The sequence below is a fragment of the Variovorax sp. RO1 genome, from assembly GCF_002849325.1.
GTDB lineage: Bacteria > Pseudomonadota > Gammaproteobacteria > Burkholderiales > Burkholderiaceae_C > Variovorax.
This window is the reverse complement of sequence record NZ_PKMT01000011.1, coordinates 65,012-87,711: the sequence shown is the minus strand read 5'-3', so window position 1 is coordinate 87,711 and position 22,700 is coordinate 65,012. Positions and strand designations below refer to the sequence as shown.

The following is a 22,700-nucleotide window of genomic DNA, read 5'->3' as shown; positions in this document are numbered from 1 at the left end:
ATTCCATGTTCCCCATTCCTTTTCCGGCTGCACCGATCGTGCGATCCGCACGCCGCCCCGTTCGCCTTCTGGCGGTAGCGCTGGCGCTGTGCGCCAGCGCCATCGGCCTGAACGCCCGCGCACAACAGACGCTTTCCCTCGACGCGGCGCTGCGGCTCGCAGAGGAGCGTTCGCGGCAACTCGTCGCGCAGGATGCGGCCGCCGGCGCTGCACGCGCCATGGCCGTGGCCGCCGGGCAATTGCCCGATCCCGTGCTCAAGGCCGGCATCAGCAATTTGCCCGTCAACGGAAGCGACCGTTTCAGCCTCACGCGCGATTTCATGACCATGCGCTCGATCGGCGTGATGCAGGAATTCACCCGCGCCGACAAGCGCCAGGCCCGCGCCGCGCGCTATGACCGAGAAGCCGAGGTCGCGGAAGCAGGCCGCGCCGTGGCCTTGGCCAACCTGCGTCGCGACACCGCGATCGCCTGGCTCGATCGCTACTACCAAGGGCGGATGCGGGAACTGCTGCAAACCCAACGCGCCGAGCTGAACCTGCAGATCGAGGGCGCCGACGCCGCCTACCGCGGCGGCCGCGGCACGCAGGCTGACGTGTTCGCGGCGCGTTCCGCGCTGGCGCAACTGGACGAGCGCATCCTTGCCCAGGAGCGCCGGATCGCCACGGCCCAGACGCGTCTGGCGCGCTGGGTCGGGCCGGGCACCCACCAGCCCTCGACGATGCTCCCGGAACTGGGCTCCGTGCGCCTGGACGCTCGCAATCTGCAGGCCCAGATCGGTGAACACCCGCAGATCGCGCTGATGGCGCGACAGGAAGCCGTGGCGCGCGCGGAAGCCGACATCGCGCAAAGCAACAAGCGCTCCGACTGGAGCGTCGAGCTGATGTACAGCCAGCGGGGGGCGGCCTACTCGAACATGGTGTCCCTGAACCTGTCGATCCCGCTGCAGCTGGACCCGAAGAAGCGCCAGGATCGGGAACTCGCGGCCAAGCTGGCGGCGGTCGAGCAGTTGCAGGCTCAGCGTGAGGAAGCGACGCGAGAGAGCGCCGCCGAAGCTCTCTCATGGTTACAGCAGTGGCAGAGCAATCGCAAGCGGCTCGTCCTGTATGACAGCTCGCTCATCCCGCTCGCCGCCGAACGCACGCAGGCGGTGCTGGCTGCCTACCGCGGCGGTGCGGCCACCTTGAGCGCCGCACTCGAGACACGACGCATGGAAGTCGACACGCGCCTGGAACGCCTTCGCCTCGAGATGGAGACCGCTGCGCTGTGGGCCCAGCTCGAGTTCCTGATTCCCGCCACCCATCCGATGCTCGATACCGGCCCGTCTGCGGCCACGGGCGAGACCAAGGAGCCGCAGAAATGAAAACAAGACCTCTCTTCCTTGGCTTGATCGCGGCAGCAGTCCTTGCTGTGGCAGCCTTCGGCGCCTACACCTTCGGGGTACAACGCGGCAGGAGCCTCGGACCGTCGTCCGCCTCCTCCGGGAACCCGTCGTCGATGGCCACACCGTCAGCGAGCACAACGGCTGCTCCCACAGCCTCCCCCAATGAAACCGGCGAAGACGCAACACGACGCCACATCGCAGCAGGCCTGAAGGCCGGCGACACTGACCCGACCAACGGCAAGAAGATCCTCTACTACCACGACCCCATGGTGCCGGGGAACAGATTCGACAAGCCCGCCAAGTCGCCCTTCATGGACATGATGATGTCGCCTGTCTACGCAGGTGGTGACGGCGACCAGAACAGCGTGACGGTGAGCGCGCGCGTGCAGCAGAACCTGGGCGTGCGAACCGCTGTTGTGTCCGAAGGCACCGTATCGCCGCAAGTGACCACCGTCGGCAGCATCGCCTTCAACGAGCGCGACCAGGTCATCGTGCAGGCCCGGGCGACCGGGTACGTCGAACGCCTGAACGTGCGCGCCACGCTCGATCCGGTGAAAAAAGGCCAGCCACTGGCCGAGCTCTATGTGCCGGAATGGATCGCGGCGCAGGAGGAGTTCCTTTCGGTGCAGCGCATGCGCGGCACGGACCTGGCCTCACTGGTGGACGGCGCGCGCCAGCGCATGCGCCAGGTCGGCATGAACGAGGGGCAGATCGAGCTCGTCGCCCGCAGCGGTCGCACGCAGCCGCGCATCACGCTGGTCGCGCCCATCGGCGGTGTCGTCACGGAGTTGGCCGCTCGCGAAGGCATGACGGTGAGCGCCGGCACCACGCTGTTTCGCATCAACGGCCTGACCACGGTCTGGGCCAATGCCGAAGTGCCCGAGAGCCAATCGGCACTGCTGCGACTGGGCGCCCGGGTGCAGGCCAGAACGCCTGCCGCGCCCGGCGAGACCTTCGAGGGCAAGGTGCAGGCCATTCTTCCCGATGTGAATCCGGCGACGCGCACCCTGAAGGCACGGCTGGAGCTGGCCAATCCGACCGGCAGGCTGGTGCCCGGCATGTTCGTGTCGATGCAGTTCACGGACATGCGTGCCGACAAGGCGCTGCTGATCCCGACCGAAGCCGTCATCCAGACGGGCAAGCGCGCGGTTGTCATGCTGGCGGAGGACAACGGCCGGTTCCGGCCGGTCGACGTCGAGATCGGAATCGAAACCGGCGGCCAGACCGAGATCAAGCGCGGGTTGCAGGCCGGCCAACGCGTCGTGGTGTCCTCGCAGTTCCTGATCGACTCGGAGGCCAGCCTCAAGGGGGTCGAGGCGCGCCTGAACGCCGCTCCCGGCACAGCGGCGCCTGCGGCGACGGCCGCTCCTGCCACGCCGGCTGCAGGAGCTCCAAGACACGTGGGCGAAGGCAAGGTGGAAAGCATCACCAAGGACGCGATGACCTTCTCGCACGGGCCGATTCCGACGATGAAGTGGGGCGCTATGACCATGGAGTTCAAGCTGCCGCCCGGCGGCGCGCCGAGCACCCTGAAGCCCGGCGACCGCGCGAGCTTCGAGTTCTTCATCGACACGGACGATCTGCCTCAGCTCACCCGGGTGACGCCCACGGCGACGGCTCCCTCGGCAGGCATCGCTGCGGACCCCAAGGCCCCTTCAGCGGCTATGCCAGTGCCGGCCGCAACACCGGGAAGCAAGCCATGATCGCCAAGCTCATTCGGTGGTCCATCGCCAATCGCTTCCTGGTACTGCTGACGACGCTGATGATCAGCGCCTGGGGCGTGTATTCCGTAATGCGTACGCCGCTCGACGCGCTGCCGGACCTCTCCGACGTGCAGGTGATCATCCGCACCACCTACCCGGGCCAGGCACCGCGCATCGTCGAGAACCAGATCACCTATCCGCTGACCACCACCATGCTGTCGGTGCCGGGCGCCAAGACGGTCCGCGGCTATTCCTTCTTCGGGGACTCGTTCGTCTACGTGCTGTTCGAGGACGGCACCGATCTCTATTGGGCGCGCTCGCGGGTGCTGGAATATCTGAACCAGGTGCAGTCACGTCTGCCGGCGGCTGCCAAGGCTTCGCTCGGGCCCGACGCCACTGGCGTGGGGTGGATCTACCAGTACGCACTGGTCGACCGCGGCGGCACACAGGACGCCTCGCAACTGCGCGCCTTGCAGGACTGGTTCCTCAAGTACGAGCTGAAAACCGTGCCCAACGTGGCCGAGGTCGCTTCCATCGGTGGCATGGTGCGTCAGTACCAAGTCGTGCTCGATCCCGAGAAACTCGCCGCCTATCGGATCCCGCACACCAAGGCGGTGGAGGCGATCCAGAAAGCCAATCAGGAAACAGGCGGATCGGTGCTCGAACTCGGTGAGGCGGAATACATGGTGCGCGCCTCGGGCTACCTCCAGGGCGTGGAGGACTTCCGCAAGATCCCGCTGATGACAACCGACGCGGGCGTGTCGGTGCGCCTGGGCGACGTCGCGCGCATTCAGGTCGGGCCGGAAATGCGCCGAGGTATCGGCGAACTCGATGGCGAAGGCGAAGCGGTCGGCGGCGTGATTGTGATGCGCTCGGGAAAGAACGCGCTGGAGACCATCACCGCCGTCAAAGAGAAGCTGCAGACCCTGCAGGCCAGCCTGCCCAAGGGCGTGGAAATCGTACCGACCTACGACCGGTCCAACCTGATCGAACGCGCGGTGCGCAACCTCGGCTTCAAGCTGCTCGAGGAATTCATCGTCGTCGCGGTGGTGTGTTTCATCTTCCTGTTCCACCTGCGCTCCGCGTTCGTCGCGATCGTCTCGCTGCCGATCGGCATCCTGGCGGCTTTCATCGTGATGCGCTACCAGGGTGTCAATGCCAACATCATGTCGCTCGGTGGCATCGCCATCGCCATCGGCGCGATGGTAGATGCCGCGGTGGTGATGATCGAAAACGCCCACAAGCACATCGAAAAGTGGAAGCACGACCACCCGGACCAGACGCTGCGCGGGGAAACCCACTGGCGCGTGATCGCAGACTCGGCCGCCGAGGTGGGCCCCGCGCTCTTCTTCTCGCTGCTGATCATCACCCTGTCGTTCATTCCGGTCTTCACGCTGGAGGCCCAGGAAGGACGCATGTTCTCGCCGCTGGCCTTCACCAAGACCTACGCGATGGCCGCCGCAGCGGGGCTCTCGGTGACATTGATTCCGGTGCTGATGGGCTATCTGATCCGCGGCAGGATCCCCGATGAGAAGACCAACCCGTTGAACCGGCTGCTCATCGCGGTCTACCGGCCCCTGCTGAACGCGGTGCTGCGCCGGCCCAAACTGACGCTGGCGGGCGCCGCAGTCATACTCGTGCTGAGCCTCTGGCCGCTGCAGCACATCGGCGGCGAGTTCATGCCACGCCTGGACGAGGGCGACCTGCTCTACATGCCATCGGCATTCCCGGGGCTGTCAGCGGGCAAGGCCGGCGAGCTGCTGCAACAGACCGACCGGCTGATCAAGACGGTTCCCGAAGTGGCGAGCGTCTACGGCAAGGCCGGGCGCGCCGAGTCAGCGACCGATCCGGCGCCGATGGAGATGTTCGAGACCACCATCCAGTTCAAGCCGCAGGAACAGTGGCGTGCCGGCATGACGCAGGACAAGCTGGTCGAGGAACTCGACCGCATCGTCAAGGTGCCCGGCCTGACCAACATCTGGGTGCCGCCGATCCGCAATCGCATCGACATGCTGGCCACGGGCATCAAGAGCCCGGTGGGCGTGAAGGTGGCGGGCACCGACCTGGCCACCATCGACCGCATCACCGGCGAGATCGAGCGCGTCCTCAAAGACGTGCCGGGCGTGTCCAGCGCCTTGGCCGAGCGGCTCACCGGCGGCCGGTACGTGGACGTGAACATCAAGCGCGACGAGGCATCGCGGTTTGGCATGAACATCGCCGACGTGCAATCGGTCATCGCCTCGGCGGTGGGCGGCGAGAACATCGGCGAGACGGTCGAAGGGTTACAGCGTTTCCCAATCAATGTGCGCTACCCGCGCGAGATCCGCGGCTCCCTGGAGCAGTTGCGCTCCCTGCCGATCGTCACCGAGCGCGGCGCGCGGCTCGTGCTCTCCGATGTGGCGGACATCCGCGTCACCGACGGGCCACCAATGCTGCGCAGCGAGAACGCGCGGCTGTCGGGCTGGGTCTACGTGGACATTCGCGGCAGGGACCTGCGTTCGGCGGTGCAGGACATGCAGCGAGCGGTCGCAAAGGAGGTGAAGCTGCCGCCGGGCTACTCCGTCTCCTGGTCCGGACAGTTCGAGTTTCTGGAGCGTGCCACGGCGAAGCTGAAGGTGGTGGTGCCATTCACGCTGCTGATCATCTTCGTGCTGCTGTACCTGACTTTCAAGCGCTTCGACGAAGCCCTGTTGATCATGGCGGCGCTGCCCTTCGCGCTGGTGGGGGGTATCTGGCTGCTCTACCTGCTGAACTACAACCTGTCCGTCGCGGGAGCGGTCGGGTTCATCGCGCTGGCAGGTGTGTCCGCGGAGTTCGGCGTGATCATGCTGCTGTACCTGAAGCATGCCTGGGACGAGCGCATCGACGAGGGTAAGACGAGCACCGCGGACCTGCTGGACGCGATCCGTGAAGGCGCGGTGCTGCGCGTGCGCCCCAAGGCCATGACGGTGGCGGTCATCCTGGCGGGCTTGTTCCCGATCATGTGGGGAACAGGCACGGGCTCGGAGGTGATGCAGCGCATTGCCGCGCCGATGGTGGGTGGGATGATCACGGCCCCGTTGCTGTCGATGTTCGTGATCCCGGCGGCCTACCTGCTGATGCGACGGCCGCGAGAACCTCGCGATCGGCACGCACCTCGTCGCGCGTTCTGGAGAAAAGGCCATGGTCCAGCCTGATCGCCCGCAACGACGCCGCACTACTTTCGGTGCTGCGGTGCACCTGTACCTGGTTCTTGCCTTGTTCGGTACGGCGGCGCAGGCGTCGATGCCTGTTTCCCAGGACGACGGGTGGACGGCACGCGCGGTCGCTCCGGTCGCGACGGCACCTGTTGTCGCCGCAGTCATGGGTTTGGCCACAATGCCTGTGGCGATGGATGCCGTGCCCTGCGCGCTGTGCTACAGCGCCCCGGCGCCATCGCTGCACACGTTCGGTGGTGAGTGCCGCGGACATGAGGCCGCGGCGTGGCCGGTGCGTGTGGCGCCGGTGCCTGACGGGGAATATTTCGACGCGGGAGGTCGGCACGTACGGTTGCCAGTGCGCATCCTGTACTGCCGGTGGCTGGATTGATCGGCGACAGCGAGCGTCACGGCTCGCGTTTGCTTCCTTCCGATCAATTCCAGGAGTTCATCATGAAAAAGTCATTCCTCATTCTCGTCAGCGCCCTGACCTTGGGAGTCACCTTGCCCGCTTTGGCGGGCCCTGATTTTCAAGCCATCGAGAAGGCGCGCAAGGCCCAGCAGGTGGCTGCCGCGCAGCGCACCGACATGCTCTCGGGCAAAGGCTCGCCGAACTGCCCGCCGCCGCCCCTCGTGCTACCGCTGGACTACGGTCCACGCGCACTGACCACGCCGGGCGAAAACCGCTGGCGCAAGGCACGGTACGAAGCACAGCTGAAGACGTGCAAGAACGTGCCGTCGTAGTGCTTTGAGCGCCCGGCGAAGGCCCGCGTCTTCCGGGCGCCGAAGTGCAAGCGCTGTTGGTCGAAGCCAAACGCGTTCGTGACCCTCAGCTGAACGGGAGCTATATCGAATAGCACATTGCCGACCATCGGCGCACTACAGCCAGCCTTCCGGCGCGAACTCGTTGGTGAGCAGCAGCCAGATTTTTTGCCAGAATTCCGACTCGGGTTCGTCTGGATGAACGGGACCCTCGCCACCGGCCGGTGTGATCCATTCGAGCGCCTGTCCGTTGGACAGCCGCAGTTGATGCGCCGCCTGAATCTTGGACAATGCAGCCAGGCGAGCGGCGTCTTCGGCAACTTCTGCAACATGGATCGCCAACGCGCTTTCGGTGTTGATGCGATCGGAGCGAGGGTCGAAATTCATCGATCCGACGAACAACTCCTTTCTGTCGATCACCAACGACTTGGTATGTAGGCCCCCCACAGAAAGTCCAAAGAGTTTGCGCTGCTCTTCGCGCCCGGCTCGCTGCGGGCTCAACTCGAACAGCGCAACACCGGCGGTCAGGAGTGCTGGTCTATAGCGCCGATAGGCCCCGTGTACGAGCGGCTGATCGGTTGATGCGAGTGAGTTGGTCAACACGCTGACCTTGACACCCCTGCGAGCTGCTTCGGCGAGGAGGTCTACGCCGGCGCGTCCCGGAATGAAATAGGGTGAAGTGAGCAATATCTCCCCCGATGCGGCACGGATGTGCTCCAAGGCGTTGAGTCTCACGAGGTTGGAGCCATGCTCTTGTCTTCCCTGGGTCTGTGATGCGGAAAGCGCCTTGCCAGGCAGGTCCGCGTAGGATTCCCCCTCGCCCCACGCCAGATGCACACGGCCGGCAGCGAACTCCTTCGCCACCGATGAGCGGCCCAGCGCGTCTGGTGCATCGGCGCCCGCCAGCGCCGGAGCCGATGCTGACCGGGTCAGCGCCTCGAAGCGATCGCGCAGCGCGTGCGCGGGCGCCGACCGTGCGGCAACGTATTCGATGGGCACAGTGGCGGCGCTGTTCCAGTAGAGGTCGAACTGGCGAGACATGTCACCGACGACTTCTCCTGCAGCCAGCACATCCAGGTCGATGAAGTTGCCCGCGTCATTGCGCGTGAAGTATTCATCGCCGATGTTGCGCCCCCCCGTGATCGCCCAGGCTGCATCGGCGACGAACAACTTGTTGTGCATTCGATGATTCAAGCGCCCAAAGAAGAATGGCGATGCCGCGAATCGAGCGAACACGCCGCCAGCCCTCAACGCGAACGGGTTGAAAAGCCGCACCTCGACGCGCTCGTGCTCGGCCAGGCAGGCCAGCAGTTCGTCCTGACCCTGTGTGTATAGATCGTCGATCAATAGCCGCACTCGAACACCCCGCGCCGCGGCATCTCGCAAGGCCCGCATCATCTCGCGACCCGTGGCGTCGGATTGAAAGATGAAGTACTGCAGGTCCAACGATCGCGTGGCCAATCGCGCAAGCTCAAGGCGTGCCTGCAGTGCGTCCGGCCCGGAGGGCAGCAAACGAAAGCCACTGGCTCCTTGCGCCGCGCGTGAGGCTTCTACGACATGGGACAGCGGTGCGTCTGCCGAGGCGGCAAGTGTGTGAGTGGGCGACGACGGCGGCGACGGTGGTAACCCGAGGCAGCCGGACAAGGCGAGCAAGGTGCTCGCCATCGCAACGCGCCAAAGGGGAGTCAGTCTGTTCAAAATCTGTTGCTTCATGTCGAGTGGTTTTGTCGCACGGGTGAGGTTGGAGAGCGCGGCTATCGACCAAGCCGAGGAATTTAAGCCGAGTTTCGGCAAACGCGGGCCACGTTTGCTGAAAAGACGCGCTACATCTCCGGGATGCTGACTCCTCTCACTTTGACCCCAGCAAGATGATGATGTGCTGCGTTCCATCGGGCGCGAAGGGGTGCATTCAAGTGCCTGAGCGCATGAGAAATCGATACCGCCATTCGATCGCTCTGGACACGGGTACGACGGCAGATGAAGAATTTGTAATCCACCTGTGCGGCCATCGACGGGTTGGATTTCTAGACTGACGACAGGGAGATCAACCGACGGCCTACCGAGAGCATCCGGGCTGTCATGGCTTTTTAGCCCGGCATGCACTCACACGGTCAAAGGAGAGTGTCATGTCGTCAAAACGTATAGGTTCAGCGCTTGCCATGGTCATTAGCGCAGCTGTTCTCGCGCCCCCGACCTACGCGGAACCGTCCCACTTCGCGCCAACTGAAGCGGGTGTGGTTTACCACCCCGAGCATGCAGGGCCGGCCAAACCCCGAGCCCAGATCACCGCAGAACTCGAAGCCGCTCAGAAGCATCCGTTCTGGACATGGGCGAGCCGCTATGGCGCCCCATGGCCTGTCGCCAAGAGCGGTCCGGGGAAGACGCGCGACGAGGTCCGAAAAGAGACCCTTCAGGCGATGCGAGACGGCACCATTCCGTCCGGCGAGAGATAGTCGCAAGCGCACCTGCTGAGTAAGGAGTGAGGAGGGCGGCCCCCTCAGCAGGTGCCCACATCGATTGCCCGCTGGCTCGCCACGAGCCCGGAGAGTGACGCGGCGGGACTGCGCAACGGGAGGTTGCACGCCTGCGCTATGGACTGCAGCAGTCTTGCTGCGCTTGGATTGGGGGGGATTTCGCCGAACCGAACGAACAGAACACACAACAGTCGCGGGATTTGGGGCGAAGCAAGATTTTGCAGTTCTCGCACTCATAGAAGAACTGGCAGGCGTCCACAGGCATCTCCTCACGCTTCGCGTGGCCGCAGTGTGGGCATGTCAGCACGGATTCGAAACTGACTGCGCCGTGCAAGCCTTGGCCTGTCGTCATCGACGCACTCTCCCATCCACGCAGCCATTCCCCCCGCATCTCCTGCACGCCGGCGACAGAAGATCCCACAGCGATACGCCGATCATCAATGCCAGCCCTGCGTACAGCAACTCGGCGGTCCACCATCGACCGAAGAAGAGCAGCATGGCCGCGAGCACCATCGCCGGGCCGGTCACGCCCATCAAGCCGCGATGCCACTGGCGATGGCGATACCAGCCGACGGCGTTGGCCGCCAGGGCAACGCCGGCGAACAGTGGCAGCAAGGTGGTGAGAAACAGGCCTTCGTTGCCGCTGAATATGCCAAGGCCCGCCGCTGCCCCCAAGCTTGCCAAAGCTGGGAAACATGCTGGGCACGCCGCGGCCGAGACAATGCTGCCCAAGGCGCCGGCTTTGTCGGCCATCCGTGCGATCCATTCCATTGACTGCATTCATGTTTTTCGAGGAGTCCACAATACTTCCGTAGTCAAGTACGGAGTCAAGCGGGATGGACCAACTAAGCATCGGCGTATTCGCCCAGGCCGCAGGGGTCAGTGTGGAGACCATCCGCTTCTATCAACGCAAGGGTTTGCTGGCGCAGCCGGAGCGGCCTTACGGCAGCATCCGGCGATACAGCCAGAATGATGTGGCGAGGGTCCGGTTTGTGAAGTCCGCGCAGGCTCTGGGTTTTCGCCTCGATGAAGTGGCCGGATTGTTGATATTGGAAGATGGCACGCATTGCGGCGATGCGAGACAACTCGGGGAGAAAAAACTTGCCGATGTGCGTGCAAAACTGGCGGACCTTCATCGTATCGAAGCGGCCTTGTCGACATTGATTGACGACTGCTGCGCGAATGGCACGCGCGAATCCTGCCCATTGATCACTGCGCTGGAAAAGTAGCCCCTGCGGGGCAACATGTCTCCCGTCGAATATCGACGCGCGACTTCGCTTGATAGCATCGATGCACAGCAATCAACCGAAGGAATTTCGCTGTCAGTTCTGCAAGGCATTTAACAATGGACCCGCGTGTCAAGCGGGGTGCGGTGACACTGTGGTTCGCCGATCGGCATCCAAAAAAACTTGGCCCGTAAAGCGCTCGCTGCAATCGTCGTCGGCTACGCTCTCAGCCCGATCGACTTGATCCCGGACTTCATTCCCATGCTGGGATATCTGGACGAACGTACTCTTGTTGCCCGGTCTGATCTGACTGGCGATCCGACTGCTGCCTCGGGATGTCCTCGCTGATTGCCGCGTTCGGTCGAAAGAGGCATGGGTTACGAAGGGGGAATTTGTCTTGCAAAAACCACTCCCGGACATGGCAAGCCCCAAGTGTTGGATTTCCACCGATCTCTGACCCTAGGGGAAGTGCACAAGCTGCTTTGCACCGATCTCGGCCGCGTAGTCTTGAACTGTCATTGCCATGAGGCTTCCTACGGAGGCGTAATGCTACACAACGTTAGTGTTCCTGCAACACTTGCGTTGCTCCAGCGATAAACGAGGCTGGCCGGCATTCGATGCACGAGATGCAGTCGCTTTTCCACTCGATGAAGTAAGTTGTCAATGTATTTTTATGCGACTCACAACTTCCTATGAAAGGCCCCACTGAAGATTTCAAGTTTCCTTGCAATATCGATGTGGGATTTCAATCGAAACCATACATCGACTATTGCTTACCATGGAATCAAAAGTAACCTATTCACCTTCGTCTTCCTCCAAAGATCCGAAGAAAAAATCGTCAATCAGTTCAGATTCTGAGTTCTCAGAGTTGCATGAAATCTACAGTACTCTAGATCTCACTCATCACGTCGAATTCGCGGAAAAGGATCAGCAGACCAAGCTGCTGATCCATGAAGACTATGCGAAGCTGACCTCCTTCGCTCGAATCGAAAAAATGGTAGAGGAACTACAGCTGTCCAACGAGCTGGCATTCAATATCATGCGAACAGCACGAGGCAAGTTGACGCTGGAGAAGAGGGCGTTTTCGAGGTACTACCACGACGCCAAGGCGGTCTTGGATGTGCACGATGAGGGGTACTTCTACAGCCCGAGGATGCAGGCCTTCTTCGACTCTCTTGCGTCCTCTCCATCGCTGGGCATCGATCTGAAAACGTTCGAACTGGGTCAGCCTCTGCAGGTCTGTCCGTCCTCGGGGTGGTATTACGCAGACATTTTCAACGAGCTGCTCGAGACTATTCGAGCGCATTGCCGAACGCACAAGTACCGCGCGAGCCTAAGGAAGCACCGAAACAACTGCAAGCGTCCTGTGGGGCGCTTCCTCATGTGGGAAGCAGAATTGTTCCGCAGCCGATCACGCCATCTGATGGTCTTGGTGCACCTCGGGTATCAGCCACGGCACCGCATGCACGTGACGCCGCAGCTGATCCAGACCCATCTGGATCGGATGCTCGATGCTTCTTCGCATCCTTTGCTCAAGGGCATCTGGGACTATGCATGGCGGATCGAGGAGGGCAGGCGTACGGGGCTGCATGCTCACCTTCTGGTTTCGTATGACACCTGGCGCAATAACGGCATCGCGGTGGCACGCGAACTCGGTGAGTATTGGGGGGTCCATGCAACGGATGGCATGGGCAAGTATTGGAACGGGAATCGGGACGGGTGGATTCAGCGTTCCAAGAAGCAAGGTACGGGGCTGGGGACAGGCAAGATCGACCACGATGACTTTGCAGCGCGGACGGGGCTACGCAAGATCCTGAGGTACATGGCCAAGGCCAATCAGTACCTCACGCGCAAGAGCGGCCCCAAATATCGGTCCTTCGCCTTGAGTCAGCCCAAGGAGAAGAAAGTCCAGGGACGGCCGCGCCGTGGTCAAGCGTCGTGGCGTCCTTCGGCCATGCCTCGACAGCTAATTCTCAAATGAGATCATTTGCTTTCTCCCACGATGAAGAAAGGCTGCCATGCCTCTCAAGACGTTGCCTTGAGCTCTTCCAAAGTCAATCCTCGCGCTTCGGCCTCGAGCACCCACTTGGGCTTTCTGCCAATGCCGCCCCATGTCTCAGACCCTTGGGGTTTCTTGTATACAACAGGCGACTGCTTTTGAGCGGCGCTGCTTGGCTGGCGCTTGCCCGGACCTCTTCTTGAAATGGATGACTGCAGCAAGGCCATCGCCTTCTCAGCGTCCAGACCATAGTCCGTCAAGGCGTTCTTGAAAGCATCCACGATGCGATGCAGCTCTTCCTGGCGCAGCTCAGCTTCTTCGACTGCAATTTCCGCCAGTCTTTCTTTAATCTTCTGTGTTTCTTCAGCCAACGCCTTCAGTCGTTCTTTTGTCATGGTGATAGATTTTCGAGCAAGAACAGGAAATGATCTTGCAGTCGATCAGCTTAATGTAACCGGCTCTCTTACTTTCTTCTAGAGCGTTTCACTGACCTTGCCTTTTGAATCAGAAGGCGTTTCCGAGGCAGAAGCAGGAATCGGGCTGTCAAACAGACGATAGCGCGTTGTTCGACCAATCGGATGCGGGACCACCCACCCTTCTTGAGCTAAGGCGTTCAAAGCGCGCTCGATGCGAAGACGCGTCCAGCTGGCCTCAAGAAAGAGAAACTGCAGATCTTTCAGAGTCACCAAGGGTTGACCTGCCATCCTAAGATCATGCAAACGTTGTTGCATTTCTACTTTGTCTTGGGTACGACGATCTTGCGCATTTTCTGGTGAGACCAAGCGCAAATACTGTCTAGTATGCCAGCGCACGATCTGGATCGCACGCTCCAGTGTCTCAGCCATGATCGGGCCTTCCGGTCCATCTGCCACATGCAGCACTGCGGCAACTCGGGTCGCCTGTTCCGTTAGTTTTGCCGCAAAGCCGCTCATTTCGTGGAAGGGTCCCCATCGGATTTCCCATTGCGCCGCATTGAAAGCCTTACGAAAGACTTTCTGCGCATCCAGAGAAAGAGTCAGCGATGTTCGCTTATCGTCAATACCCTCGGTAAGTTTCGCGCCATCGTCGAGGAGTTGGACGCATCGCTTCGCATAAGCGGCCAGATGCTTTTTCTTGGGCTCAGCTTCCTCGATCCGACGATTGCCGCTGGATGGGGGAGGGCTGGCCCAAAGAAAACGATTGACCAAGCCGCTGTCTTCAGCTTCCCGGCCTCGACGTTGCATGAAGCGCTCCAGCATTCCCGGCTGGATGCCGAGGATCATGGACATTCGCGGTGCCGATACAGAGACGCGCTCATGGTTATTGGCTCGATCCAAGTGAAGGGGGGCCCCTCCCCAGAGATCATTCCAAAAGGCCATGTCGCGCATCAAGCCGCCCTTGAAGAAACTACTGGCCTCCATCGAGTAAAGCAGTCCAGACGGCCAACGCAAGCACAGTGATTGTTTCACCGCCAAGGGTGTTGCATCGTTGAAAAGAAGCTTCGGGATCGTTGCGCCCTTGGGTTGTGCGAGATATAGCTTCTTAAGTTCCCGCGCGGCCCGGTCGGCTATTCTGCGATTGCCAAGATCCCCGCGATATTTGGCTTCCACTGTTTTTCTTTGCATTTCCCAAAGCTTCGTCGCCACTGCTAGGTCGACCCTGGCTTCGCGCGCCGCATCTGCGGCCTTCTGTTCAAAATCATGAAATGGACGCAGCAGTGCACTGGCCGAAGCATCCTTTCCTTCGCCGGAGCCGGCGATAAGTATCACGTTTAAGGAGATGGAGCTGGGAGCCATCCCGGGCCGTTCAACGTTGTACTGATTTTGGGCAGCACTGGCCATTGCGGCCAAGGCAACAGGCGCAATCATTTCCATTGGAATCTTGGTGTTGCTGCTGTGCTCCTGGATCGCGGGGGCCAGGAGCTTTCCGTACGCGGAAATGGGTAGCGGTTCGTCAAATTGGGGCGAGTACATCACGAGCTCTGTAGTGACTTTTCAGAATATCCCCCGTGCATGTCGACCTCTCGTTCTAAGAGGGGCGTCAAAAAGGGCGGGCGATGCGAAGTTTATCTTGCCTTAACGAAGAAGAAGGTGACAAAATGCGATGCAGGAACTATCTCGACCTATAAAAAAGAGAATAATTGAAAATATTCGACTATTTTTGACTCGAAGCGCAACAAATTTTCTAATGAGGAGCATCATATTTTTTTCCTCAAACTCCTAAGAATCTCCATCGTTGATCCGATTATGGAAGAAAGGGTGCGTGTCAAAAAACTATGGGCAGTTTTCGGGGCTACTCATGAGCTCTACGTTTCATTTTCGAAACCTCTCTGGTGATGAGTGTTGATCTTCGAAATCATCTTTCAGAAAATTCGAGAGATTTCATGTTTCCGGAACGTGAATCTTTTAGATTGATTTTGTCGCGAGAAGTTGCCCTTGCCGTGAAGTATCGAGTGCCGAAAGGGAGAGAGTTGAAGTGAGAGAGATTGCTATCGCCAAGAAAACAGGTGCGCGAGGAGTTGGTCGAAGCCAGTTAGCGAGGTCTGGAGTCAGCTTGGATGCCTCGACTGCAGGCTTACGCTCATGAAAAGTGTCGATGACTTCAGCCGTTATGAGGAAGCGCTGTGGAAGCTTCCGGTTTCTGGAAGGATTTCGTTTGTCAGTCAGAGCCCGTGCGACGATCAAGTGGTTACACAGCGGGTGCTGACTGAGGAGGAAGATGCAGTTTGGGGGATTAGGTCGGGCGCGTTGATGATCAAGTTGATTGTTGAATCCGATGGCGATATCTGCTCCCTCAAAAGTCGGCGCATCACAAGGAAAGGATCAGGACCTCGTGAGGTGAAAACTGTCAGGCTCCTTGAGCCAATGGCAGCACATCTAGCTATATTGCTTGATCTTGGTCCGGATGAGATACGGAGACTTTTACCTGGGCATCGATTCAATCCTTACTTTGAGTTGTTGTGCAGAGTCATGGAGCGGATTGCTCACGTTCAACCTTCACTTCATCATTGGCGCACGTTCCGTGATGGTGAGGCAGAGAAATTCGTCCGACATTTCAACAAGCTTATCAAGCTTGTACGCAAGAAAGGGGGCGGACGAGAAGTGCAAAACGCCCTGGACGGGTGGCGCAGGCGTATGCGCGCACGAACTGCTTCTTCGCGGGAATATATTGATCAGATCTTTGCTTTATACCCAGATGTGTTTTCGATTCATTTGAATCTGGGCTACTGTATGCAAGGGGGTGTGGATACGCAGACGTGGACCTCACCTTTTACTCTGCGGCAGGTAAAGGCTCATCTTGCGCAATATGACCGCTTTCTGCGGGAGCACTACCCAGTGATCGGACACTTGTACTGGCGTGAGTACGGCTTGCAGTCAGGCTATCATTTTCGCGTGGTCTATTTCGTAAACTGCTCGATCAAGAGCATGAACCATCGCGTCATGCCGCTGCTGGAAGAGCATTGGCGAAAGCACATCACCAAGGGATGGGGCCGGCACTACAACTCCCGTTCGGCGCAATATAGCTATTTCGGTGCGGATCGATTGCGTGCACACGAGTTTCGCGAGAGCGCGCGCAAGGCATTGGTGCATGACCTGGAGCGACATATCACGCAAGCGGATTTTTGGGCGTTTCATAAGGAAGGCGGGAAATGCTTCGGGCGAGGACAGGCCCCGGTGGCGCTTCTCCGGGCTATGACCGGAGGAGTCCGTAGAGGATGACGAGCGAATCGATGCTCAGCGTGATAGAGGCGATGGTCCTACCTCTCGCTGATCGCAACCGCCGCTGGTGCTCCTGGCGCAGGCCCGGCCGTCAATGAACGTGGGGTGCACGCGTTTTCGGGCTCTGGGTTTAATTGAGAAAGCCTGATGGCTTAACCGAGAAACACCTCGCCTTTTCTTCTCGGGACGCGAAGCGATCCATGCATCAAGCTCATCTTCGCGGTAGCCCATCGCGCTGTGGCCAATTTTCACTGCGCTGGGGAATCTGCGTCGACGAAGTAGCCGCTCTTGGGGTTTTGCCGCTCGTAGAAGCTTGGGCGCGAAAGGTCGTTACGAACGATGGCTTCCTTGGGGTGAGGCCGTTGTATGTCGGACTTGTAGAGTGGCGGCGCCTTCGATACTCATTGGCGCGACGCGCGGGTTCTCGCTGCGAGCCAGTTTTCAATTTCGCTTTCCAGCCAGCCAACGCTTGAACTGCCGAGTTTCACCTGTTTGGGAAAGGTGGCGTCATAGCGCGGGGAGTTTGCGTCGAGCCGGTCATAGATGGCCGAGCGGGACAACGAGGTTCGGGCCTCGACTTGGCGTCGGCGCAAGATTACTGTGGCAGTGCTGTGCCGCGTGGGTTCCACTGAAGTTTCTATGCTCTCCCTCGGAGACCGGTGAAACTTGCTGTCCTGTTGGGAGGATGGCGGCCTCATTTTTGGCCGCGGGGATACCGAGCTTGGCGTCGTTGTGGGAGCAGCGAGATCAACGAGTGCTGTCGTCCCTTCGGGGGCGCTGGTGGAGCCTAGTTTCACCGAATCATCTTGGTGATCGGCTTCCAGCGTTTTGGATGATGTTGCCGTTTTTGCGGCCGAGGCTTTCGGTTTCGACACCGAGTGGACGGAACGAGAGCCCGGATCATCAACCGTGCGAAACCGATGTGCCTTGAGGTAGTTCAACGCATCTTCGCGACGGATGAAGATGTTCTTTCCCGCACGGGCTTCGTCGATGTGATGCTGATTGAATGCGATGAGCTGGCCGGATGCGATTTCTTGCTGAAGTGCGAGGCGATGCTTCTCTTGGATCTCGAGTATCTGGAGGCCGTTGGCGGCAACCGTTTCTTCGCTCACAAGCACGGGCCTCCAAGAGGGGCGATCAGGATGCTTCAAATAGGCATCCATGAACACCTCTCGCTCTCCGGCGGACATGCCGGCGTGAGGTGGCAGACCTGGCAAGATTCGAAGCAGCGTCGCGCGTTCGGCCGCGGTCATGTCGGATTGAATCTCGAGATCCGAGGTCGGCAGCTTTACGAGTTTTTTCTGGAGCCAGGCATAGTCTTCGGCTTCTCGCATGCTGGGGCAGATGGACTTGGCGATGAGCCGGGTGAAATCCCAGAGATCGATAGGATCATCGGGGGGAATTTGGATGTCAGTCTTCTGCACGCCGGACCTTCTCGAAAAAGTAGCCTTCCGTCCTTTCGGTTGCTCGAAGGGAGGGCGTGGGGCCCTCCCGTCAACTGTATCAATCTTGGTTGCCAGAATACGGAGCGCGTGAATTTTCGTAGCGATCCGGTGGACCGTGCGGTCTAGTCGGTCGAGGGCGTTTGCCCTTGAGTTGACGGGGCATGCCTCGCTATATTCGCGGGATGCCGTGATGTGCAAGCAAACTGACTTCTGCGCCATCGGTTCGCGGAAGGACAACAAATTCAATCGGTCAGGAGTCCCCAAGGGATTCGAACCCCGAATTCAGGGGAACGGAGAGGGGAACAATTATTGAATTGAAGGGGTTATCTTCAGTATTTTCGGGGCTTAGAGGCATGAGTTGGATTCCCTTCACCCGCTCCAGCCCTCATTCCTCGGCGTCCCTTGTGACCCCTGAAGCTTCTTGAAGACAAGAGGTTGCAGCGAAGGAAATTCCTGAAGAGGCCAGCGCGATGCCACCGCCGCCGGGTCTGTCCCCCACACCCGCCGACAAATCAATCGCTGCATTGACCGCACGCAAGTCGCGGTGCCTGCCTACATGGCTGCTCGCCCGCCGCGCGATGGTGACCTGACAGCACAGGACTTTTCCCGAAAGGAGTTCTCCATGCAGGCACTTCGCATCCCGAACGATCGGCGGACGCGTCTTCTGGCGGACGGGCTTCTCGCCATCAACTCCCACAGCCAGGAAGTTCTTCACGGGCTCACCCATGAAGAGTCGCAGTTTCTGATGGACTTCGACGACAAGACACCGGGTGACGCCACCACGCGCGAGCGGCGCTGCGAGCTGGCGCTGCGGCATGAACAGGCGCGGATGAGACTCGCACGCGCGGACGACGAGGGCAGCGCGGACGAGGAGTTCAGGCTGCGCGTGGGGACGCGGTTCTGAGCCGCTGCCTCACCGCTCGCCTCACGCCACCGGCGGCAAGCGGTCCAGCAGTTTGTCGAGCGTGATCGGGTAATCGCGCACGCGCACGCCGGTCGCGTGGTAGACCGCATTGGCCACCGCGGCCGCCACGCCGCACATGCCGAGTTCGCCCACGCCCTTGGCCTTCATCGGCGACGAGATCGGGTCGGTCTCTTCGAGGAAGATCACGTCCTGGTGCGGAATGTCGGCATGCACCGGCACCTCGTAGCCCGCGAGGTCGTGGTTGACGAAGAAGCCATGGCGCTTGTCGAGCGCCAGCTCTTCCATGAGCGCGCCGCCGACGCCCATCGTCATCGCGCCGATCACCTGGCTGCGCGCCGACTTGGGATTGAGGATGCGACCTGCGGCGCACACGGCCAGCATGCGCCGCACGCGGATTTCGCCGGTGACGGCATCGACGCCCACCTCCACGAAGTGCGCGCCGAAGGTGGACTGCTGGTACTTCTTGTCGAGGTCGCCGTACTCGATGCCGTCTTCGGCGACCAGGCCGTTCGCGCCCGCGGCTTCGGCCAACGGCACGGGGCGCCCGCCGGCATGCACCATGCCGTTCGCGAACTGCGCGTCGGCCGCCGCCACGCCCAGCTTGGCCGCGATGGCCTCGCGCAGCTTCATGCACGCGGCATAGACGCCCGCCGTCGAGTTGTTCGCGCCCCACTGCCCGCCGGAGCCGGCCGACACGGGGTACGCCGAATCGCCCAGCCGCACCTGCACCTTGTCGAGCGACACGCCCATGGTCTCGGCGGCGGTCTGCGCAATGATGGTGTAGGTGCCTGTGCCGATGTCGGTCATGTCGGTTTCCACCGTGACGATGCCGCGGCTGTCCAGGCGCACGCGTGCGGCCGATTTCGTCAGCAGGTTGTTGCGGAAGGCCGCGGCCACGCCCATGCCCACGAGCCAGCGTCCGTCGCGCTGCTGCGCCGGTGTTGCGCTGCGCCGGTTCCAGCCGAAGCGCTCGGCGCCGGTGCGCAGGCATTCGATCAAGCGGCGTTGGGAGTAGGGGCGCTCCGGCTTTTCCGGATCGACCTGCGTGTCGTTGCGCACGCGAAATTCGATCGGGTCGAGCTTCAGTTGTTCGGCCATCTCGTCCATGGCGATCTCCAGCGCCATCATCCCGGGCGCCTCGCCGGGCGCGCGCATGGCGTTGCTTTCGGGCAGGTCGAGCACGGCGAGCCGCGTGGTGGTCAGGCGGTTCGCGCCGGCGTACAGCAGGCGGGTCTGGTTGACGGCCGTCTCGGCCTGCCCGCCGGGCAGGTCGCCCGACCAGCCTTCGTGCGCGATGGCGGTGATCTTGCCGTCGGGCGTGGCACCGATGCGGATGCGCTGGCGGGTGGCGGGCCGGTGCGTGGTGTTGTTCATCATCAAGGGCCGCTGCAGCGCCACCTTCACGGGCCGTCCGGCCTCGCGCGCGCCCAGTGCGGCCAGCAGCGCATCCGCGCGCACGAACAGCTTGCCGCCGAAGCCGCCGCCGACGAAGGGCGAGACCAGCCGCACGTTCGCCTTCGGAATGCCCAGCGTCTTGGCGACGTCGCCGACGCCCCAGGCAATCATCTGGTTCGACGTCCAGATCGTGAGCTTGTCGCCCTGCCACTGCGCAATGGAGGCGTGCGGCTCCATCATCGCGTGCGACTCGTCGGGCGTGGTGTACGTGGCATCGAGCCGCACGGGGGCGGCGGCGAACGCGCCGGGAAAATCGCCCGTCTTCGTTTCCGGCGGGCCGGCGAACGGCGAGGGCTCGGGCAGCTTTGCCGCGCCCATTTCCGCCGCGAGGTCGAAGCGCCCGGGTGCGCGCGTGTAGTCGATGCGCACCAGCTGCGCGGCGGCACGCGCCTGCTCGAAGGTGTCGGCCACCACGAGTGCGACGGCCTGGTGGTAGTGGTCGATCTCGGGGCCGCCCAGCAGCTTGGCGGTGTTGAAGTCGCCCTTGCCGAGCGTGCCGGCATTGCGCGCGGTGACGATGGCGCGCACGCCCGGTGCCGCGCGCGCGGCATTCAGGTCCATCGACGCGATGCGGCCTTTGGCGATGCCGGCGCCGACCACATAGCCGTAGGCCGCCTGGGGCGCCTCGGCGTTGCGTTCGTAGGCGTAGCGCGCGGTGCCCGTCGTCTTGGCCGGGCCGTCGATGCGGTCGGTCGGCTTGCCGATGACCTTGAGCTGGTCGATGGGGTTGGTGGTGGCGGGGGTGTCGAATTTCATGGCTCAGCTCCTCGCTTGCAGCAGCGCCCCGGCCAGCGCGCGCTCGGCCAGTGGCACCTTGAAGGCGTTGTCGTGGGTCGGCTGCGCGCCGGCCAGCAGCTGCGCGGCCACGGCCTTCGCGCCTTGCGGCAGGGCCGCCTCGGCGGCCTCGACGCGCCACGGCTTGTGCGCCACGCCGCCCAGCGCCACGCGGCCCGAGCCGTCGCGCTGCACGATCGCCGCGACCGACACCAGCGCAAACGCATACGAGGCCCGGTCGCGGACCTTGCGATAGACGTGCGTGCCGCCGACGGGCCGGGGCAGCGTGACGCCGGTGATCAGCTCGTCGCGCTGCAGCACCGTCTCGATGTGCGGCGTGTCGCCAGGCAGGCGATGGAAATCGGCAATCGGGATCACGCGGGCCTGCCCGTCGGGGCGCACGGTTTCGACCGCCGCGTCGAGCACGCGCATCGCCACCGCCATGTCGCTCGGGTTCGTCGCGATGCATGCGGCGCTGCTGCCGATCACCGCCAGCTGGCGCGTGATGCCGCCGACGGCGCTGCAGCCGCTGCCGGGCTGGCGCTTGTTGCAGGGCTGGTCAGTGTCGTAGAAGTAGGGGCAGCGCGTGCGCTGCAGCAGGTTGCCCGCCGTCGTCGCCTTGTTGCGCAACTGGCCCGAGGCGCCGGCCAGCAGCGCGCGCGACAGCACGCCGTAATCGCGCCGCACCCGCGCGTCGGCGGCCAGGTCGGTGTTGCGCACCAGCGCGCCGATGCGCAGGCCGCCTTCGGCCGTGGGCGCGATGGTGTCGAGCGCCAGGCCGTTCACATCGACGAGGTGCGTGGGCGCCTCGATCTGCAACTTCATCAGGTCGAGCAGGTTGGTGCCGCCCGCGATGAACTTGGCGCCGGGTTGGCGTGCGACGGCGGCTGCGGCCTGCGCGGGCGATTGCGCGCGCTCGTAGGTGAAGGGTTTCATGCCCGGCTCCCGGCCACTTCGGTGATGGCATCGACGATGTTGGAGTACGCGCCGCAGCGGCAGATGTTGCCGCTCATGCGCTCGCGCAGCTCGTCGGCCGACAGCAGCGGCCGGGCATTGAGGTCGGCGCTCACGTGGCTCGGGATGCCGCGCTTGACCTCGTCGATGACGCCCACCGCCGAGCAGATCTGGCCCGGCGTGCAGTAGCCGCACTGGTAGCCGTCGTGCTTCACGAAGGCCGCCTGCAGCGGGTGCATGTGCTGCGGCGTGCCGAGCCCTTCGATGGTCGTCACCTGGCCGCCGTCGTGCATCACGGCGAGCGTCAGGCAGGAATTGATGCGCCGGCCGTCGGCAATCACCGTGCAGGCGCCGCACTGGCCATGGTCGCAGCCCTTCTTGGTGCCGGTGAGGTTCAGGTGTTCGCGCAGCGCGTCGAGCAGGGTCGTGCGCGTGTCGAGCTGCAGCGCATGCGCCTGCCCGTTGACGGTCAGCGACAGCTTCATCAGGGGCCCGGCGGCGCTTGGGGGCGTGGCCTGCGCCGCTGCCGTGGCAGGCACGGCAGTCGAAACTGCCGCGGCGGTGGCGGCGCCGGCGATGAGGGCGCTGCGGCGCGAGATCAAGGGGGTCGTGGGACTGTCCATGTCGGCGGCTCCTTGGGGTCGAAGTTCTCGAATCGTGGGCTTGACCGTGCGGGGTATCACGCCGGGTCGGCACGCGCAGTAGGAGAAAGGAGGGTGTTGCCGCC

19 protein-coding genes are annotated in these 22,700 nt (G+C 62.2%); 10 read left to right on the top strand and 9 right to left on the bottom strand.

The genetic code is table 11. The features are described 5' to 3' along the window. Positions 1–5: 5 nt before the first annotated feature. Genes CY658_RS31785 through CY658_RS31765 form a run of 5 tightly spaced genes read left to right on the top strand, consistent with a single transcriptional unit; the run spans position 6 to position 7,005 of the window. Complete coding sequence (locus CY658_RS31785) at positions 6–1,361, top strand: TolC family protein (RefSeq protein WP_101493955.1); 1,356 nt, start codon at positions 6–8, stop codon at positions 1,359–1,361. Continuing rightward, positions 1,358–3,085 (top strand): efflux RND transporter periplasmic adaptor subunit, encoded by a 1,728-nt coding sequence (locus tag CY658_RS31780; RefSeq protein WP_101493954.1) that lies wholly within the window; start codon positions 1,358–1,360, stop codon positions 3,083–3,085. Before CY658_RS31785 ends, CY658_RS31780 begins: the two co-directional genes overlap by 4 nt. Continuing rightward, on the top strand, positions 3,082–6,261 hold the full coding sequence (locus tag CY658_RS31775) for an efflux RND transporter permease subunit (RefSeq protein ID WP_101493953.1): 3,180 nt from the start codon (positions 3,082–3,084) through the stop codon (positions 6,259–6,261). Before CY658_RS31780 ends, CY658_RS31775 begins: the two co-directional genes overlap by 4 nt. Beyond that, positions 6,248–6,652: a hypothetical protein gene (locus CY658_RS31770; protein WP_101493952.1), complete on the top strand. Its 405-nt coding sequence runs from the start codon at positions 6,248–6,250 to the stop codon at positions 6,650–6,652. Before CY658_RS31775 ends, CY658_RS31770 begins: the two co-directional genes overlap by 14 nt. Further along, a complete protein-coding gene (locus tag CY658_RS31765) occupies positions 6,640–7,005 on the top strand; it encodes a hypothetical protein (RefSeq protein ID WP_257885042.1) in 366 nt (121 codons plus the stop codon). Before CY658_RS31770 ends, CY658_RS31765 begins: the two co-directional genes overlap by 13 nt. A 135-nt stretch (positions 7,006–7,140) precedes the next feature. Here CY658_RS31765 and CY658_RS31760 read toward each other — a convergent pair whose 3' ends face one another. The 3 genes from CY658_RS31760 to merC all read right to left on the bottom strand — a co-directional run bounded on the left by CY658_RS31760 (position 7,141) and on the right by merC (position 10,268). Next, complete coding sequence (locus tag CY658_RS31760) at positions 7,141–8,736, bottom strand: phospholipase D family protein (RefSeq protein WP_180839100.1); 1,596 nt, start codon at positions 8,734–8,736, stop codon at positions 7,141–7,143. Positions 8,737–9,612: 876 nt separating this feature from the next. After that, positions 9,613–9,849: a GDCCVxC domain-containing (seleno)protein gene (locus CY658_RS33090; RefSeq protein WP_101493948.1), complete on the bottom strand. Its 237-nt coding sequence runs from the start codon at positions 9,847–9,849 to the stop codon at positions 9,613–9,615. Continuing rightward, a complete protein-coding gene (merC, locus tag CY658_RS31745) occupies positions 9,846–10,268 on the bottom strand; it encodes an organomercurial transporter MerC (RefSeq protein ID WP_101493947.1) in 423 nt (140 codons plus the stop codon). Before merC ends, CY658_RS33090 begins: the two co-directional genes overlap by 4 nt. 65 nt (positions 10,269–10,333) lie before the next feature. Between merC and merR the strand changes: the two genes are divergently transcribed. The 3 genes from merR to CY658_RS31730 all read left to right on the top strand — a co-directional run bounded on the left by merR (position 10,334) and on the right by CY658_RS31730 (position 12,704). Continuing rightward, positions 10,334–10,726, top strand: a complete 393-nt coding sequence (gene merR, locus CY658_RS31740; protein WP_101493946.1) for an Hg(II)-responsive transcriptional regulator — start codon at positions 10,334–10,336, stop codon at positions 10,724–10,726. A 180-nt stretch (positions 10,727–10,906) separates the two neighbouring features. Next, the gene (locus CY658_RS31735; RefSeq protein ID WP_374221149.1) at positions 10,907–11,071 is read left to right on the top strand and encodes a YkvA family protein; all 165 of its coding nucleotides are present in this window, start codon (positions 10,907–10,909) and stop codon (positions 11,069–11,071) included. A 430-nt stretch (positions 11,072–11,501) separates the two neighbouring features. Next, positions 11,502–12,704: a hypothetical protein gene (locus tag CY658_RS31730; RefSeq protein WP_143713827.1), complete on the top strand. Its 1,203-nt coding sequence runs from the start codon at positions 11,502–11,504 to the stop codon at positions 12,702–12,704. Between the two features lie 44 nt (positions 12,705–12,748). Here CY658_RS31730 and CY658_RS31725 read toward each other — a convergent pair whose 3' ends face one another. Next, positions 12,749–13,117 (bottom strand): H-NS histone family protein, encoded by a 369-nt coding sequence (locus CY658_RS31725; RefSeq protein WP_101493944.1) that lies wholly within the window; start codon positions 13,115–13,117, stop codon positions 12,749–12,751. A gap of 78 nt (positions 13,118–13,195) precedes the next feature. Further along, positions 13,196–14,674, bottom strand: a complete 1,479-nt coding sequence (locus tag CY658_RS31720) for a YfjI family protein (protein ID WP_101493943.1) — start codon at positions 14,672–14,674, stop codon at positions 13,196–13,198. Between the two features lie 609 nt (positions 14,675–15,283). On the opposite strand from CY658_RS31720, the gene CY658_RS32615 reads away from it, so the two are divergent. Then, entirely contained in the window at positions 15,284–16,420 is a 1,137-nt protein-coding gene (locus CY658_RS32615; RefSeq protein WP_143713826.1) for a hypothetical protein, read from the top strand. A gap of 401 nt (positions 16,421–16,821) precedes the next feature. On the opposite strand, the gene CY658_RS33130 is transcribed toward CY658_RS32615, so the two are convergent. Further along, the gene (locus tag CY658_RS33130; RefSeq protein ID WP_308217221.1) at positions 16,822–17,844 is read right to left on the bottom strand and encodes a helix-turn-helix transcriptional regulator; all 1,023 of its coding nucleotides are present in this window, start codon (positions 17,842–17,844) and stop codon (positions 16,822–16,824) included. A gap of 643 nt (positions 17,845–18,487) precedes the next feature. Here CY658_RS33130 and CY658_RS31700 point away from each other — a divergent pair. Beyond that, positions 18,488–18,769, top strand: a complete 282-nt coding sequence (locus CY658_RS31700) for a hypothetical protein (protein WP_101493939.1) — start codon at positions 18,488–18,490, stop codon at positions 18,767–18,769. Positions 18,770–18,790: 21 nt separating this feature from the next. Here CY658_RS31700 and paoC read toward each other — a convergent pair whose 3' ends face one another. Genes paoC through paoA form a run of 3 tightly spaced genes read right to left on the bottom strand, consistent with a single transcriptional unit; the run spans position 18,791 to position 22,596 of the window. Further along, the gene (paoC, locus tag CY658_RS31695; RefSeq protein ID WP_101493938.1) at positions 18,791–21,001 is read right to left on the bottom strand and encodes an aldehyde oxidoreductase molybdenum-binding subunit PaoC; all 2,211 of its coding nucleotides are present in this window, start codon (positions 20,999–21,001) and stop codon (positions 18,791–18,793) included. 3 nt (positions 21,002–21,004) lie between these two features. Further along, on the bottom strand, positions 21,005–21,955 hold the full coding sequence (locus CY658_RS31690; RefSeq protein ID WP_101493937.1) for an FAD binding domain-containing protein: 951 nt from the start codon (positions 21,953–21,955) through the stop codon (positions 21,005–21,007). Further along, on the bottom strand, positions 21,952–22,596 hold the full coding sequence (paoA, locus tag CY658_RS31685; RefSeq protein ID WP_101493936.1) for an aldehyde dehydrogenase iron-sulfur subunit PaoA: 645 nt from the start codon (positions 22,594–22,596) through the stop codon (positions 21,952–21,954). The genes CY658_RS31690 and paoA overlap by 4 nt, the downstream gene beginning before the upstream one ends. Positions 22,597–22,700 lie beyond the last annotated feature (104 nt).

What these genes read in the sequence shown, in the direction of transcription:
- CY658_RS31785 (WP_101493955.1), top strand. Translation starts at nt 6, where the DNA reads ATGTTCCCCATTCCTTTTCCGGCTGCACCGATCGTGCGATCCGCACGC.
- CY658_RS31780 (WP_101493954.1), top strand. Translation starts at nt 1,358, where the DNA reads ATGAAAACAAGACCTCTCTTCCTTGGCTTGATCGCGGCAGCAGTCCTT.
- CY658_RS31775 (WP_101493953.1), top strand. Translation starts at nt 3,082, where the DNA reads ATGATCGCCAAGCTCATTCGGTGGTCCATCGCCAATCGCTTCCTGGTA.
- CY658_RS31770 (WP_101493952.1), top strand. Translation starts at nt 6,248, where the DNA reads ATGGTCCAGCCTGATCGCCCGCAACGACGCCGCACTACTTTCGGTGCT.
- CY658_RS31760 (WP_180839100.1), bottom strand. Translation starts at nt 8,736, where the DNA reads ATGAAGCAACAGATTTTGAACAGACTGACTCCCCTTTGGCGCGTTGCG.
- CY658_RS33090 (WP_101493948.1), bottom strand. Translation starts at nt 9,849, where the DNA reads ATGACGACAGGCCAAGGCTTGCACGGCGCAGTCAGTTTCGAATCCGTG.
- merC (WP_101493947.1), bottom strand. Translation starts at nt 10,268, where the DNA reads ATGGAATGGATCGCACGGATGGCCGACAAAGCCGGCGCCTTGGGCAGC.
- merR (WP_101493946.1), top strand. Translation starts at nt 10,334, where the DNA reads ATGGACCAACTAAGCATCGGCGTATTCGCCCAGGCCGCAGGGGTCAGT.
- CY658_RS31730 (WP_143713827.1), top strand. Translation starts at nt 11,502, where the DNA reads ATGGAATCAAAAGTAACCTATTCACCTTCGTCTTCCTCCAAAGATCCG.
- CY658_RS31725 (WP_101493944.1), bottom strand. Translation starts at nt 13,117, where the DNA reads ATGACAAAAGAACGACTGAAGGCGTTGGCTGAAGAAACACAGAAGATT.
- CY658_RS31720 (WP_101493943.1), bottom strand. Translation starts at nt 14,674, where the DNA reads ATGTACTCGCCCCAATTTGACGAACCGCTACCCATTTCCGCGTACGGA.
- CY658_RS32615 (WP_143713826.1), top strand. Translation starts at nt 15,284, where the DNA reads ATGAAAAGTGTCGATGACTTCAGCCGTTATGAGGAAGCGCTGTGGAAG.
- CY658_RS31700 (WP_101493939.1), top strand. Translation starts at nt 18,488, where the DNA reads ATGCAGGCACTTCGCATCCCGAACGATCGGCGGACGCGTCTTCTGGCG.
- paoC (WP_101493938.1), bottom strand. Translation starts at nt 21,001, where the DNA reads ATGAAATTCGACACCCCCGCCACCACCAACCCCATCGACCAGCTCAAG.
- CY658_RS31690 (WP_101493937.1), bottom strand. Translation starts at nt 21,955, where the DNA reads ATGAAACCCTTCACCTACGAGCGCGCGCAATCGCCCGCGCAGGCCGCA.
- paoA (WP_101493936.1), bottom strand. Translation starts at nt 22,596, where the DNA reads ATGGACAGTCCCACGACCCCCTTGATCTCGCGCCGCAGCGCCCTCATC.